This window comes from Leptospira tipperaryensis (genome assembly GCF_001729245.1).
GTDB lineage: Bacteria > Spirochaetota > Leptospiria > Leptospirales > Leptospiraceae > Leptospira > Leptospira tipperaryensis.
Genome location: NZ_CP015217.1, coordinates 3947553 through 3962423 on the forward strand (window position 1 = coordinate 3947553; position 14871 = coordinate 3962423).

The 14871-nt window shown below is 41.3% G+C and carries 13 protein-coding genes; 10 read left to right on the forward strand and 3 right to left on the reverse strand.

Features of this window, described 5'->3' with window-relative positions; translation table 11 throughout:
- Window positions 1-80: 80 nt before the first annotated feature.
- Both A0128_RS18590 and A0128_RS18595 read left to right on the forward strand, forming a co-directional pair.
- Complete coding sequence (locus A0128_RS18590) at window positions 81-1469, forward strand: DNA gyrase subunit A (RefSeq protein ID WP_069608877.1); 1389 nt, start codon at window positions 81-83, stop codon at window positions 1467-1469.
- Window positions 1466-3601, forward strand: coding sequence for a toprim domain-containing protein (locus A0128_RS18595; protein WP_069608878.1), 2136 nt, complete (start codon window positions 1466-1468; stop codon window positions 3599-3601). The genes A0128_RS18590 and A0128_RS18595 overlap by 4 nt, the downstream gene beginning before the upstream one ends.
- A 490-nt stretch (window positions 3602-4091) precedes the next feature.
- Here the strand turns inward: A0128_RS18595 and A0128_RS18600 are convergent, their stop codons facing one another.
- On the reverse strand, window positions 4092-4742 hold the full coding sequence (locus A0128_RS18600) for a TetR/AcrR family transcriptional regulator (protein WP_069608879.1): 651 nt from the start codon (window positions 4740-4742) through the stop codon (window positions 4092-4094).
- A gap of 158 nt (window positions 4743-4900) precedes the next feature.
- Here A0128_RS18600 and A0128_RS18605 point away from each other — a divergent pair, with 158 nt between their 5' ends.
- Window positions 4901-5572 (forward strand): DAPG hydrolase family protein, encoded by a 672-nt coding sequence (locus tag A0128_RS18605; protein ID WP_069608880.1) that lies wholly within the window; start codon window positions 4901-4903, stop codon window positions 5570-5572.
- Between the two features lie 135 nt (window positions 5573-5707).
- Here the strand turns inward: A0128_RS18605 and A0128_RS18610 are convergent, their stop codons facing one another.
- On the reverse strand, window positions 5708-7054 hold the full coding sequence (locus A0128_RS18610; RefSeq protein ID WP_069608881.1) for a flavin monoamine oxidase family protein: 1347 nt from the start codon (window positions 7052-7054) through the stop codon (window positions 5708-5710).
- Window positions 7055-7527: 473 nt separating this feature from the next.
- Between A0128_RS18610 and A0128_RS18615 the strand changes: the two genes are divergently transcribed.
- The 7 genes from A0128_RS18615 (at window position 7528) to A0128_RS18645 (ending at window position 13172) form a co-directional block, all read left to right on the forward strand.
- Window positions 7528-8091 carry an LIC13354 family exoprotein gene (locus tag A0128_RS18615; RefSeq protein WP_083244229.1) on the forward strand — a complete coding sequence of 188 codons (564 nt, stop codon included), beginning with the start codon at window positions 7528-7530 and terminating at the stop codon, window positions 8089-8091.
- 60 nt (window positions 8092-8151) lie between these two features.
- Window positions 8152-8994: an LIC_13355 family lipoprotein gene (locus tag A0128_RS18620; RefSeq protein ID WP_069608882.1), complete on the forward strand. Its 843-nt coding sequence runs from the start codon at window positions 8152-8154 to the stop codon at window positions 8992-8994.
- A 13-nt stretch (window positions 8995-9007) separates the two neighbouring features.
- A complete protein-coding gene (locus tag A0128_RS18625; protein ID WP_069608883.1) occupies window positions 9008-9613 on the forward strand; it encodes a DUF6580 family putative transport protein in 606 nt (201 codons plus the stop codon).
- Window positions 9610-10644 carry a nicotinate-nucleotide--dimethylbenzimidazole phosphoribosyltransferase gene (gene cobT / locus A0128_RS18630; RefSeq protein WP_069608884.1) on the forward strand — a complete coding sequence of 345 codons (1035 nt, stop codon included), beginning with the start codon at window positions 9610-9612 and terminating at the stop codon, window positions 10642-10644. The genes A0128_RS18625 and cobT overlap by 4 nt, the downstream gene beginning before the upstream one ends.
- Window positions 10645-10691: 47 nt before the next feature.
- The gene (locus A0128_RS18635; RefSeq protein ID WP_069609403.1) at window positions 10692-11444 is read left to right on the forward strand and encodes an adenosylcobinamide-GDP ribazoletransferase; all 753 of its coding nucleotides are present in this window, start codon (window positions 10692-10694) and stop codon (window positions 11442-11444) included.
- Window positions 11429-12016 (forward strand): alpha-ribazole phosphatase, encoded by a 588-nt coding sequence (gene cobC, locus A0128_RS18640; RefSeq protein ID WP_069608885.1) that lies wholly within the window; start codon window positions 11429-11431, stop codon window positions 12014-12016. Before A0128_RS18635 ends, cobC begins: the two co-directional genes overlap by 16 nt.
- Window positions 12017-12137: 121 nt before the next feature.
- Window positions 12138-13172, forward strand: coding sequence for a vWA domain-containing protein (locus tag A0128_RS18645; protein WP_083244184.1), 1035 nt, complete (start codon window positions 12138-12140; stop codon window positions 13170-13172).
- 3 nt (window positions 13173-13175) lie between these two features.
- Here A0128_RS18645 and A0128_RS18650 read toward each other — a convergent pair whose 3' ends face one another.
- Window positions 13176-14870: a mucoidy inhibitor MuiA family protein gene (locus A0128_RS18650; protein WP_069608886.1), complete on the reverse strand. Its 1695-nt coding sequence runs from the start codon at window positions 14868-14870 to the stop codon at window positions 13176-13178.
- Between the last annotated feature and the right edge of the window lies 1 nt (window position 14871).

Consider the following 14871-nt stretch of genomic DNA (forward strand, 5'->3'; position numbering starts at 1 on the left):
TGAAAAACCCTGTAATTAAATCCAGTCAACTTTTTACAGTTGACAGGATAGTGTTCTAGAATTTCGTTGGCCAAAACTGTATGAAGAATTCCAATCCACCAAAGCCAAAGGATGCGTTCCCAAAACGTCCTTTTGAAGATCAGGTCAATGACGACCAGAGAAAATATTCGCGTTACGTTTGCGATTCCAGGGCTATTCCCCATGAAATCGACGGCCTGAAGCCAGTTCAGAGAAGAATTCTCTGGGCTATGTGGAATTCAGACGCGAGAAACCGTTATACAAAGACGGTGAAAGTAGCCGGTCTCGCGATGGGATATCACCCGCACGGGGATAGATCGATTCAAGACGCGCTTTCTCAGATGGCTCAAGACTTCACTTTTGCCAATAACATTCCTCTCGTTTCCGGTGAAGGGACCTTCGGAGACGTTTTAGATCCGAGCGCGATCGCATCTCCTCGATACACTGAAGTAAAACTATCCGACTTTGCAAAAGATTTGGGATTCTTTGAAAGTTTGCCGGATATCGATTACGTTAAGAATTATGACGAGACCGAAGACGAACCGATTCACTTTGTAGGAAAGGTTCCGATCGTATTACTCAATAATATTCAAGGTATTGCAACCGGTTTCCGTTGTTTTATTCCGGCTCACAGACTTGCGGATATCGTAAAATCCCAAGTCAATTATCTAAAAACCAAAAAACCTCTCCCGTTAAAACCTTGGTATAGAGACTTCGGCGGCGAAGTGAGAATGGCGGAAACGGAAGCCGGAAATATTACGATGGCGACTTCCTTTGCTTTCAAATGGGAAGGAGATATTCTTTACCTTACCGATTCACCGATGAACTGGAACCGTGAAAAAGTGGTTTCTCTGATCGACGATATCATCGAGAGAAAAGATTCCTGGCTAAAAGACTACGTCGACTATTCAAGCCAGACGTTTAGAATCGAACTTCAATATAAGAAGGGAGAAAAACCGACTCAAAAAGAAATCATGGCCCTCTTCAATAAAGAAGACGTTCAAACACTCGCTATGAACGTGATTACTTACGACGGTAAGTTAAAAAACTTCAAACCGGAAGAAATCATCAAACGATTCTGCGATTTTAGAAAAACTCATTTGATCCGAAGATTCAAACGTCTTTCCGGATTGGAAGAAGAGAAAATCGAAAGAAACTCCGAACTGATTCGTTTTATTAAAGAGAAATGGAACGAGAAAGTAATCGGAATCAAATCCAAGAAGGACTTTGAAGACAAACTCAAAGCCTCTAAGTTTAAATATTTCGAATGGTTGTCCACGATTCCCGTCTATAGAATGACTATCGACGAAGTAAGAAAGTGCGAAGAAGCGATTGTGGAAGCAAAGACCGCTCTCTCACGTTATCAAGGATTGGTCAAAGAAGACAAAAAATTGACCGACTTCATGATAACCGAATTGGACGAACTCCAGACAAAATGGGATAAAGTATGAGCGCAGATAAAACAAAAGTAAAAGAAAAATCATCCCAAGAAAGAAATTTTAAAAAACTCTCCAACGTAGAACACGTTCGGATGAGAACCGGTATGTGGTTGGGACAAAACTCCTCATCCACTTTTGAACAACATTTTTTCCGTAAAAACAACGAAGGAAAATACGAGATCGTTCACGAGGAACTCGAAGACGTTCCCGCAAAATTAAAATGTCTCGACGAAGCTTGTATGAACGCGGTGGACGAATACCGTAAAAATCAGAAAGACAAATCGATCCCTGAAAAAGATAAGATGTCCAAGCTGATCATTCAACTTTCTTCGGACAGAAAGAGTGTGACGATTTCGGATAACGGAAGAGGAATTCCTGCGGCGAACGCGGAAGGCGTTTATCTTCACTTGATGTATGGCGAGAATTTTGACGATCACGTAAAACAAGATCACGTCGCCGGACAAAACGGAGTCGGGATTTCTCTCGTGAGAATGGTCTCGAACTATTTTAAAGTAAAAACCGTAAACGGCGGAACCTCTTTTAAAAAACTTTTTACCGTTCACGACGACGTAAAAAAACAAATCCGCTCTTACAAACTTTCGAAAGACGAAACCGATCGGATATTTCTCTATTTTGACGAGCACGGAAAGTTTACGGACTGCCCTCTTCTAACAAAGGACCAGATCGAAAAGTTAGGCCCGTTCCTCAAAAAAACGAATATGCAGGAATTGATCGAAAAGGCTTCCAAAGAAGATCACGGCACTTCCGTAGAATTCGAACTCAATCCTAAATATTTCAACAATCTGGACGTTTCGTTTAACGTGGATTTGATGAAACAATATCTGCAAGATATCGCGATGACCAATCCGGGTTTGGAAGTTCAGTTCGTATTCAAAGGGAAAAAAGACAAATACAAGTTCAAAAAAGGACTCGATGAAATCTTTTCTCATTCCGATCTCGTTTACTACAAAATGGATTTCAGCGCTCCGGGTTCGGCTTCGCAGCTTCACTTGGAAACGTATCTCGTAATCGGACAAAACAAAAATCTTACTTGGGTCAATTCGATCTTCGCTCCTCAAGGCGGATCAGCGATCGAGTATCTCGAAAATAGAATCTGCGACGAAGTTCGTAAAAAAAGTCAAATCGTTGCATTAGAGAAAAAGCTCAAAACAAGCTCTACAAGAAACGACGTAAGAAATTGTTTTCACATGTATGTGAACGCAAGACTTCTCAATCCTCGTTTTAAATCTCAGGATAAGTCTTACTTGATCAACGATCTTAACGAAGACATTCGAAACGCGGTCGACAAACATCTTGAAAAATTTATCAAGAAGACCGGACTTTTGGAAGAGATCAAACTCCAGATGGAAAAAAGAACTCAGCTCAAGGCTTTTGAAGACGCGCAAAAAGGTCTTAAAAAAGCGAGCAGAATGAACATTCCGAAACTCATGCCTCCGACTGGAAAGCCAGGCGATCCGGGAAGGGTTCTGTTTGTTGCGGAAGGAGATTCTGCCATCGCCGGTTTGCGTCCCGCAAGAAATCCGAAATTGCACGGGCTCTTCCCGCTTCGTGGTAAACCGCTCAATTGTAAAGGTATGAGCATCGCCAAAGCAATCGCTAACGAAGAATTAAAAAACATCGTCGCAATCGTTGGACTTCCCCTGGATCAAAAAGTAAAGTCAATCGAAGAATTGAATTACGAAAAGATCAGTATCATTACCGATGCGGACTTCGACGGTTATGCGATTCGTTCTTTGATGTTGTCTTTCTTTTACGAATACTGGCCGGAACTTTTTGAGTTGGGTTTTATTCATATCTCCAGCGCGCCGCTTTATGAAGTGGACGTGAAGTTCAGCGATAAGAAAAAAGAAACGATCTTCTGCATAGACGATAAAGACTACGACGATCTGATCAAACGTGTGGAAAAAGGCGGCGGAGAAATCACCCGCAAAAAACGGAATAAAGGTCTCGGAGAAACCGGAAAAGAAGCCATGAAATTTGCTGTAGATGAGTGTATGACTAAGATCACCATCGGAAGTAAAAAAGAAGCTTCCAAAATTCAAAATCTTTGGTTTCACAAAGACTTTGCAGAACAAAGAAGAGATGCAATTTCCGAATACGCGATGAGCGTAATCGAAGACTGATTTTTTCTTCGCATAACATTTCCAAACGACTTTCAAAAACGGTCGTTTGGAAATTCTCCTATTTCAATTCTAATTTTAGAAGAATCCCGAAAGTCTCCTTTTGCATGAATGCAATTACTTGAAAAACTGAACCCGTCTCAGTTTGATTGCATTCTCCATTGAATGCAAAAAATTCATATCCGGCGGAACGCAAAATTCAGATTCGAATCGATAGTCAATTCTTTTACGCCCACGGCGGTCGTTACGACAAACTGTCTCCTTCTGAAATTCTACTTGAAAACGGACTTTAAGTCCGATTGAAGTAAAATAGTACGGAGATTTTTTGTTTGTTCGGCGTGAAAGACCAATTTCCTCTGCCGCTTTGAAAAACATACGTACGAAAACTTGAGGATTTGAAATAAATTCAACTTTTAGAATATTCTAAAATATGATTAATCTGTTTTATTCCTAATGAACTTTTAATTCCACATTCTGAAACAAAAGCTAAGAATCAAATTCCGATTCCTTGTGTAATTAAATTTAGAATCTTCTTTAATTCTTTTTCATCGTCGAAGTGGTCGTCCCTGCTAAGGACAAATCGATAGATCAAATATGAGACGTTGATGCTATAAGAAGTTTTGACGAGTGTCTCCGGATCGATCTCCTTTCTGATTTCCCCTTTCTCTTGAAAATAACGGATCGCCTCCAGAGCGGGAACGAAGAGATTTTCTTTCCAGATGGAACCAAAATACTCCGCAAAGGTGGAGTCATGAAGAATCGCGGAGGCAAGGATCCGAATTTTATGACGATTTTCTTTCGCAGCTTGAATTCGATTTCTCATGATCGAAAGATACCATTGTTCAAAGGAGACATTTCTTTCTTCTAAGAATTTTCGAAGTTCGGGAATCTGTTGGGCGAAAGCGGTTTCATAGACAATGGAAGATAATATTCTTAAATAAAGATCCTTCTTCGTTGGAAAGTATTTGAATAAGGTTCTTTCCGTCACCTGCGCTTCTTTCGCGATCTCCGAAGTCGTAGTTCCCTCAAATCCCCTTTCTCCAAAAAGTTTTTCTCCCGCTTGAAGAATGTCCTTTTCCTTTTCACTCGCCGGCTGGATGTATTTACCGTATTCGATCAGTATTTTTTTTCGGTTTAGTTTCAAGTCGTTCCCTACACTCGATTCTTAAAATCAAGCTAAGAATGAAAGTAGAATTCCAAATCAGATTTTTCTTTTTTTAATTTCTTTGAAAAAAAATGCTTGTATAGTATCCACTATATTTATATTTTGAAAGTATAGTATTTACCATACTTGAGGCTTTTATGAAAAATGTAGATTTGACAATTCCGGAAATTCTCCCCGTACCCTGGCTCAAAAAGGGGATCGAAACCGCCTTGTCCGGCACGAGAACACTTCCGGACGGAAGAGTTCAATTCTGGATTCGACATTCTCCGGTAAAAGGAGTTACTCCCAAGATGCTCGTTTGGTGGTTTTCCCATCTGGAAGGAAAGATAGAATACGAAGGTGGTATTTATGAAAAATACAGAGTCTGGCATCCAGAAGACCACGTTCACGCGAGTTACGAAACGAGACTTCCCGACGGTTCGATCGGCCCCGGAGCTTCGATTCGTTTAGTGGAATATCTGGGAAGAAATAAAAATTACATCGTAAACATCGTGACCGAAATTGAGAAGTTAGACGAAACAGGCTATATCCACAATCCAAGGCTGGAAGGAAAATACAAAGTCGCAAGAATGGAATACACTTTTGAAAAATCAGGAAACGATACGATCTACGAAAACTCTCTGATCATCGGTTGGAAAGGCTGGACGTGGAAACTCGTTCGTCCCCTATTTTTAAAATTTGTATTTAGTAAAAAAAGAGGATTAGCTTGGATTCGTCACAACATTGAAGAAGTGGGTCAATTTGAACGATTTCTTCCGGAACTCTATCGAAAAGAAAATTCTCAGAAATTGGAACAGAACGCCGTATAATCAAAAGTTGTTTCGTTTGAAAATCGTTACGTAGTCGAGAAAACAAGAATGTTAGAAAATTCTTATACAATCTTTTGCTCTGTTTTAAAAACGAGAAAGGAATTTCGTTTTTAAAATTCCTTTCTTATATTCTTTTCAGACTTGATTGACGGCTCGGATCGCAGACGCAAGAGCGCCTTCTACGGTTCCGTTTAATTCCGCAGTGTGTTCTCCGGCAAAGAAGATTCGATCCATCGGTTTGAGCAAGGATATGATCGACCCGTAACTTCCAGGAGGGAAGGTCGCAATTCCGGAAGGAACATATTTGGAATGAGAAGATTCGCTGCTCTGAATTCGAAGTACTTGAAGATCCTTCTTTTGACTCAATCTTTCCAAAGCAAGTCGAATGTATTCCACTTTCAAAGCGTCAGTGGAAGTCGCCATTACGTCGTAACGATCTCCCGTTGAAATCATTCCTAAAACCTTATCTTCCGAATTTGATTTTGTCCCCGCGTCGTAGAGAAAACCTGCGGCAGAATCCGAATAAGCCGAAAAGTTTTCTCTCGTCCAAGGGGCTTCTCGAAGCATTAGAAAAGTTTTATAGATTCTTGAATAACGAATTCTCAGGGCCGAAAGTTTCTTTTCCTTATCCAATTCCGGATCCCATTGAATCGACGTAAGTTGGTTCGCCGGTATCGTCGAGATACAAGCGCTTCCTTCTATCTTCTTTCCGGACCCGGTCGTTACGGAAACCTTTCCTTCACCTTGAAAAACCGAAACTACCGGATCGGCAAAGATCGTCTCCGTATTTTCCAAGGAGAACACGAGCGCTTTTGCAAGCGCTTCCATTCCACCTTCGATTCTCGTGTTGTATTTTGGAAAGTTGATAAGATCGGATAAAACCTTCTGCGCGGAAAGCGAACGAAGAGAATCTCCATAATATAAGGAATATTTAAAGTTTAAAATAGCAAGATCATCGGGTGTCATTCCCTGATAGATTGAAAAATTATAAAAGCTGATTCGATCCAACTCTTGTTGTTGCACCGAGTTGATTTTTGAATTCATCTGCACGAGTTTATTCAGAATTTCTTGGGACTTTGAGGAGATCTCCCAGGTTCCGGCTTTTTGATAGGAGCCGAAAAAAAGATCGGACTGAACTTCAAAATCTGTGGTCTTCAATCCCAATTCTCGAACTAAACTTTTCGCGGTTCGATGTTCCGCTTGAATCCATTCCGCGCCAAGATCCAAAAAGTTCCCGCTCGAATCGGCAACCGTCCGGATTCTTCCGCCCAAACGATCGGTCGCCTCGATCAATTTTACCTTGATTCCGGTTTTGCCCAAAAGATAAGCCGCATACAATCCGGAAATTCCACCTCCAAGCACAATCACTGTCTTTTGTGGCCCGGATGATCCTTGCGCACGTAAATTCATCCCAGGAAGGCCGGAAATGCCTGCGGCGGTCAAAATTCCAAGTTTGATAAACTCCGATCTGCTAATTTCCATTTTTAAGTCCGAATTGAATTAGGGAATTCGATCCCAATCTTTATTTTCGGCAATTGCCCTTCTTTCCCGAGGAAAGATTTTGACTGAAGGCCCGGAAATCTCTTACATTTCCATCCCGGAAAAAATCTTGCCCGGAAAGAGTCGAAATTTTCCCCTGTCCCTAAGCTTTCAGGGAGGAAGTTGGGTGTAAATCCCACGCTGACCCGCAACTGTGATTTCGATTTTTGAAAGAAAATCGATAAGCCAGATCTTCCCCGCGAACACCGTCCTCGAGGTAGGGACAGTTCGAAACTCGCCTATGCATTTTCATGCTTCCGCGATGGGGTCCCGAAAGACGAGAACGTCGGGGGACCCGAGTGGAAAATCTAACTTTTACAATCCATTCGTTTAGATCGGATTCTGATTTGAATTCAACGATTCTAAACTTAGAATCTTATCTACCCCGACAAAAGACAACTTTTGTAGGAAACAACATGAAACGTAACGTACTTTGGAAACTTTTAATAGCGACCGTTCTTCTTTTTGGAACTGTGAATTGTTTTGAAACAAAGCAGGAAGATAACAATGATCAAGTTAGCAGCATCTTAACGATCATCAATGCTACAAATTTACAAATCGCGGGAACTTGGAGCGCATACAATGGAACTCCTTCTTACGCAGGGGACGCATTTAACTCCGCGGGTACAGTTAAGACCGGTGAATACACATTAACAAATTATACCTTCAAACAAGTAAGCGGTTCTTCCACTTACGAAGGAAACATTATGGCTTATGATAACGCCAAACAAGTTATGTATGTTCAATTTACCGTCCATCCGTTCGGCGCTGTTGGAAAATTCTCTGCATACTATTGGAATTTTTTCACGGATAATAAATTTTATCTCTGCGGTGATTTAACTGGAAATAAAACAACTTTAGACGCGATCAAAGCAAGCACTCAGGTAAACGACAAAACAAATATGAATACCGGTTGTTATACGAATAACACGTTTACTCCGGGAACAGGTTTTGTTTGGAATCGTTTCGAAGCTAAGTAAATTTAAGAGCGAGGTAAGTAAGTCTCATCACGATTTGATTTACTTACCTCGAATGAAATTATGATAAATATAAATTCAAACAAGAGACGAATCCTTGTTTTTTCCCTTCTTTCCTTTTTACTTTTTGGATGTAAAGAAACGAAGACCGAAGATTCGGATTCCTTTGCGGCCCTTCTTTTCTTAGCGCAAACTAACAATAATACCGCTTATACAAATCCTTGTAGAACTCGTTTGGCAATCGATCAAGTCGGAATCTTCAACGCCAAACAGATCGTCAGCGCTCCCGCCGATACCGGAACCGGTTTTCAAGATTCTTCTTGTGCATCGGATGGAATCTTAGGACTCGGAAGCTTCAACGGATCACTGGACGTCTTTACTTTAGATACAAACGGCGCAGGCGCATCCTTGACACTCGGTTGGAATGGAAAAAAGGTTCAGAATACGACGGGCAATGACTTTATCGTCTTCGAAAATCCGTTTCAACAAAACAACAGCCCTACAAACGTATTTTTAGAACCTGTGATCGTAGAAGTAGGAAACGATCTTACCAATTGGTGCGGATGGAATCCGACTTATACGGGCGGCGGCACCTTCTCTACAAACCCTGCGAGCTGGCTTCGATTTGCCGGACTTCGTTACGTCGATTACAATCAAGATAAGAATCCGTTGGATTCCGCTACGCTCTTTGCTTCCGGTGGTGGTGATGGGTTTGATCTTCTCGACGCAAACTTTGGAGCTTCGGGGAACGGTTGTAACGGAGCCTTGACGACAAATCTTCAGACCAACGGATTTCTCTACGTCAAACTCACTTCGGCGAAAGCGATTCAGACGACTCTACCGATTCCCGGTGCGAATGAAAATCCGGATATCGACGGCGTAATAGCAAAACAACTCAGCCCTTAATTAGGAAAATCGAATGCAACAAATCAAACTCTTTCTTCAAAAATGGAAATCTGCTTTCACTCAAAATGACGGAGTTTCTTCGTTAGCGGTTATATTCGCGGGAATTTCCCGCTTTCTTCCGCATCCTTCCAATTTTACTTCCGTCGGCGCGATGACGGTTTATTCCGGTGCGCGAGTTCAGGGTTGGAAATCGTTCGCGTTTCCGATGATCCTAATGTTGATCACGGACTTTATTCTTTCGCGAATTCATGGATTTGAAATGTTTTACGAAGGGATTTCAATCGTTTATCTTTCTCTGATGATAAATGTTTTTCTCGGAAAATTCTTTCTTAAGAATCAAAAAAGACTTATTTTTGTTTCTGGAATCGCATTTTTTGCGAGCGTTCAATTTTTTGTCCTTTCGAACTTTTCGGTCTGGGCGTTTTCTTCCCTCTATGCAAAAACTTGGGACGGATTATTGACTTGTTATTTAGTCGCAATTCCTTATTTCGCAGGCACGTTGTTAGGTGATTTGCTTTACACTTCCGTGTTATTCGGTATTTTAGACCGAGTGGAATTGAAGGTAAAGGAAAGAATTTCAATCCCTAAAAACCAAACGAATAAGGAACTCATTGTTTGAATCTAAACGAGCTACATTCCAAGATACAAAGTAAAATCGATCTAAAGACAAAACCTCCCGGTTCCCTGGGAACCTTGGAAACTCTCGCTCTTCAGATCGGATTGATTCAAAATACCGATTCTCCGGAACTCAGAGAACCTCACCTTTTGGTTTTTGCCGGAGATCACGGTCTTGCAAATTCGGGTGTAAGCGCGTATCCCAAAGAAGTTACCTATCAAATGGTATTCAATTTTCTGAATGGAGGCGCCGCGATCAACGCCTTCTGTAAACAAAATTCGATTCATCTCAAAGTGGTAGACGCAGGAGTCGACTTTTCCTTTCCTCACGATTCCGTTTCTAAAAATTCAGATTTTATCAGCGCCAAGGTCGGCTTTGGAACCAAAAACATTCTGATGGAACCGGCGATGACCATAGACGAATGTAATCAAGCGATCGAAAGAGGAGCTTGGGTATCAACCGAATCCGTATCAAAGAATTGTAATGTGATCGGCTTCGGTGAAATGGGCATCGGAAACACTTCCTCTGCGAGTTTGATCACTGCGAGCCTCTTGGATAAGGATCTCAAAGAAGTTACAGGACGAGGAACCGGCTTAAACGATCAAGGTTTTCAAAAGAAAATCGTAATTTTGGAAGAGTGTCTTCGCAAATACAAATCGGATATAAAAACTCCGTTCGATACTCTTCAAATTTTCGGCGGATTTGAGATTGCGATGATCGTCGGAGCGATGATAGATTCCGCAAAAAAAGGAAGAATCCTTTTGATAGACGGCTTTATCGCGAGTTCCGCATTCTTAATCGCACAAAGAATGGAACCTTCCATAATCAAAAACGCGATCTTCTGTCATAGATCGGTAGAACCGGGTCATGTTTATATATTAGAAGAATGGAATGCGAAACCTCTGCTGGACTTAGGGCTCAGGCTGGGAGAAGGAACGGGTTGTGCGATTGCATATCCTATTATACTTTCTGCGACGACATTCCTAAAAGAAATGGCCTCCTTTGAATCCGCGAAGGTAGATCAAAAAATTTGATCTTTTCTTTTCTGAGAGAAGAATGGAATCGTTTCTGCGCCTCGTGGATGTTTAACACGAGACTTCCCGTTCCTCCCTTTTACGTCTATTCAGAAGCCTCTGTTGCCCGATCTTCAAGATACTTTCCTTTTATAGGTTGGGTTGTTTCCGCCGGTGCTTCTTTTTCGAGCTATGGTTTAGCGCAAGTCCTTCCTATCGAGATTGCAATCCTTCTGGGGATGATCGTAAGCGTATTGATCACCGGAGGTTTTCATGAAGACGGGCTCGCAGACGTCTGTGACGCGTTTGGCGGAGGTTGGAGCAAAGAAAAAATTTTAGAGATCATGAAAGACAGTCGTATCGGAACCTTTGGTTCGATCGGTTTGATTCTTGCGTTAGGATTAAAATTTTTTCTTTTGGTGGAATTGTTCAAACTCTCGCCTTGGATTTTTTTACTTACCTCTTGGTTTGCACACTCCGCGAGCAGATGGTCCGCTTTGGTTTTGATGACGTTGATTCCTTACGCAAGGGACAACGATCTTTCCAAATCAAAGCCGATCGTTAAAAAGTTATTTGTTTCCGATTTTATAATTTCCACTTTTTTCGGATGTTTCCCCGCGTTCTATTTTGTCCAAAAATATCCGGATCAAATTCTTCACGTCGCTCTTGGTTTTGGATTTTCCTTTCTTATGATAACCTATCTAAGATCCTATTTTAAAAAATGGATCGAAGGTTTTACGGGTGATTGTCTCGGGTTCACACAACAAGTCACCGAATTACTTTTTTATCTTGGAATCCTAATTTCTTGGAACTCTTTTTAATACGACATTCGACTCCCGACGTTCCGAAGGGCACGTGTTACGGAAGAACCGATCTTCCTCTCGTTTCCAATTTTCAAATAGAATTCGATAGAATTTTTTCCAAACTGGAGCCCCAATTCGACAAACTCTATTCGAGTCCGAGTAGACGTTGTAAAGAGTTAGCCGAGTTTTTATCGAAGAATTCAAATCAAACAGTAGAATTTTCTAATTTACTTATGGAGTTGAACTTCGGTTTCTGGGAAGGAAAACTCTGGTCGGAAATTTCTCAAAAAGAATCCGAGTATTGGATGAACGACTTCGTAAACCAAAGAACTCCAAACGGAGAAAGTTATCTCGATCTTTCAAAACGAGTTTCCGATTTTTTAAAAGAGATTCTTATATCTTCAAACGCAGACTTGAAAATCGGAATCGTAACTCACGCCGGAGTAATCAGAGCCTTTCTCTCTAATCTTGTTTCCATTCCCTTAAAAGACGGAATTCAATTCGATTTGGATTACGGCTCCATCAGTAAGATTTCGGTTGATAAGAATGGGACAGAATTTTTTTCCAAAGTTTCTTACTGGAATCGATAGAAGATTCGCACGACTTGATCGGATTCCGATTTTAGATTAGCGATTCTCATCCGAGAAAAATTTCTTTTTTTGATAATTTCGAATTCTACCCTCGATAGATTTTTTGTAAATAGCCGATAGAATGAATAGTATGCGCTTGAATCTCAAGACAGTGTTCACCCTTTGTCTTTTACTACTTTTAAACGAAGGCCAGAGCGCGTCCGAAATTCCCGAGCGTTCAAAATTATTCATCATAGATGCATCCGGTTCGATGAACGAATATCTCGGAATTTATCAAAAGATTCATCTGGCCAAAAAACACGTTAGTCGCTATGTCTCGTCGCTTCCGGCTCAAACTGATATCGGTTTTTTAGCTTATGGAAATAGGGTTCCTGGTTGTTCGTCTTCGCGTCTTTATCATCCTTTAGAAGCGGGAAATCCTGATACGTTTAAGAATCGTTTGTTCGGCCTTACTCCGGCGGGCGCGACTCCTTTAGCGGAATCGATTCGGATCGCGGGAAATCTTATTTCTCAGAGAAAAAAAGAAACTGAAATCATCTTAGTCACTGACGGTGTGGAAAGTTGTTACGGGGATCCTAAAAAAGAACTCCAAATATTAAAACAGAAAGGGATTCCGTTTAAATTTCACGTTTTGGGTTTGGGATTAAAGCCGAACGAAGAACAACAAATGAAAATGTTAACCGAAGAAGGGGATGGAACTTACTTCGGTATCGAAGATGATTCTTCCTTTCATCTTGCTTTAGATTCTCTGAAGAATCATTCTTCTTCCACGGCTTCCACGCCCGCTCAAAAACAAGAACCTCAATCGGACACGATGGTCTGGTTTGAAAAAATTCATCGTAATCAAGAATCGGATTCCAAGACCGTTTACACGATCGACTTTGGATACAAGACTTTGAAGAATCCGAAAAACTGCGTCGTCTTTAATCTAAAACAAGCGCCGATTCGTTCCAATCCGAGTTTAGGTTCGAAAAGAATTTCCTCTCCGGAAAGTTTGATTTTGAGTAAAAGTGAATGTTTTGATCTCAACGCCGGTCGAGGGACGTTCATCGTCGAAATTCCAAAACAAAGTTCTTTGTATGGAGCTTTGGAACTCTGGGATATGACGGAAGTCCCTTCTCCTCTTGCGGTTTCAAAAGAAGAAGAACTCCGTTAGACGTCACAGACTCAAATCGAATTCCGAAGGAAAACTTACCTTGTATTTCAATTTGATTTCTTGTTTCTGGTTCGGTTTAATATCGATTTTCCATTCTAAGATTCCGGAATCTTTTCTTAGCTCCGAATAATTCGGGGTCGTGGAAGAATCAATCGTTACCTGAACGCTCTCCACTCCGGAAACCGGAATCGATTCTTGAAACGAGATAGTTCTAGATTCCTTACCGAAGTTTTCTATTTCTACTCGTATCAACTTTTCTATCACCTTTGTTCCGGATAAAAGTCCTTCTTTTGTTTGATTGGATTCTTTCCGATAGATGGCACGGATCTCGTTTTCGGACCCGAAAGAAATCTCAGCTTTTTCGCCCGGACTAATATAACCGAAACTGGAAGTTCCCACCATTCCCGCCTGACGAAACACGGCAGCTTCTCCCGGTAGAATCGGAAAACCTGATAAATTTTTGAAACTCCCTCGAATGAGCGGATAACGTTTCAAGCTCGGAACATAAAGGGCGCTAAAAGCCGCGTCCGTCGTAAAGGAAGCCAATGATAGTTTTTTTGATTCCTTTCTGGATAAAAGTGTAACCGGTTTGGAATAGCGAAACAAAAAGCCGCTTCCGGATTCTTCACTGCTTCCGGTTGTCGGCTCGGTATTTGCTTCCGGCGCTTCGGCTTCGGGAGCCGCGCCGGCTTCCCCCGCGGTGCTTTGACTTTGAAAAGTTATTAGATTATCTTTGTCGGTTTGTCTTTTCTGATCGAATAATTTTTGACTGGAGAGACGAGGTCTTCTTCCGCTTACATTGGGACTGGAAGTAGATAATAAAAGATTAATATTACTCCAATCTTCTCCGCTCTCTTGAACGATATCGGCTAAATATTCCAGTTCGATTTTTTCGCGTCCCTCCATACGAACTGAATAAAACGGCTTCCAAGAAACTCCACCGGATTGATACGTGAGATTCAACTTAGCTTCTTTTTTTTCAGCTCCGTTAAAACTCACGAGAACCTTCGTGATACGAGACGCCTTTTCGGAAAGGGAAAGAATCACGCTCAACTTATCTCTCAAATCGGAAAGTCTTTTGCGAAGATCTTTGATCGAACGATTTATTTCCTGGTTCGAATTCAACGCGGTTTGAATCGCTTGGCGATTATTGTTAAGCGACAAAAACCACTTTTTGGATTCCGCTTCGTTCTTTTTGTAGAAAAGATTTTTGGAAACCATTTCGGAAATTTTTAATCTCGTATCGGTAAGAATTTTTTTCAGATTTTTTAAGTTTGAATCCTTTCCTTCGTAGACTTCGATTTCTTTTTCCAAAATTCTAATCCGCTTTTGAAGATCCAAAGCCTCTTCGTTGTGAATGATCGCACCGGTTTCGATCCACGTGCTCGATCCGACGACCGAAGCTCCGGCCGCGTCGACGGAGGCAACGAGGGACTCGTCTTGAAGCTGGACTGGAAGATTTCGAATCAGAAGTTCGTTCACTCCCGGCTCCAATTGAATCTTTCCACTTCGCAAAACTCCGGCCGAAGACTCATACAAGGTTACGTCTTGAACTTTCAGCTCGATCTCTCTCGCTTCTAACGCAAAAGTCTGTACGAAAATTCCGGATAAGAGAATCGTCCAAATTCTTAAAAGTTTAGAATCGAAAAATCGACTTTGTCTTAGAGAGGTTTTCATAATTATTTGTAACCGATTCATC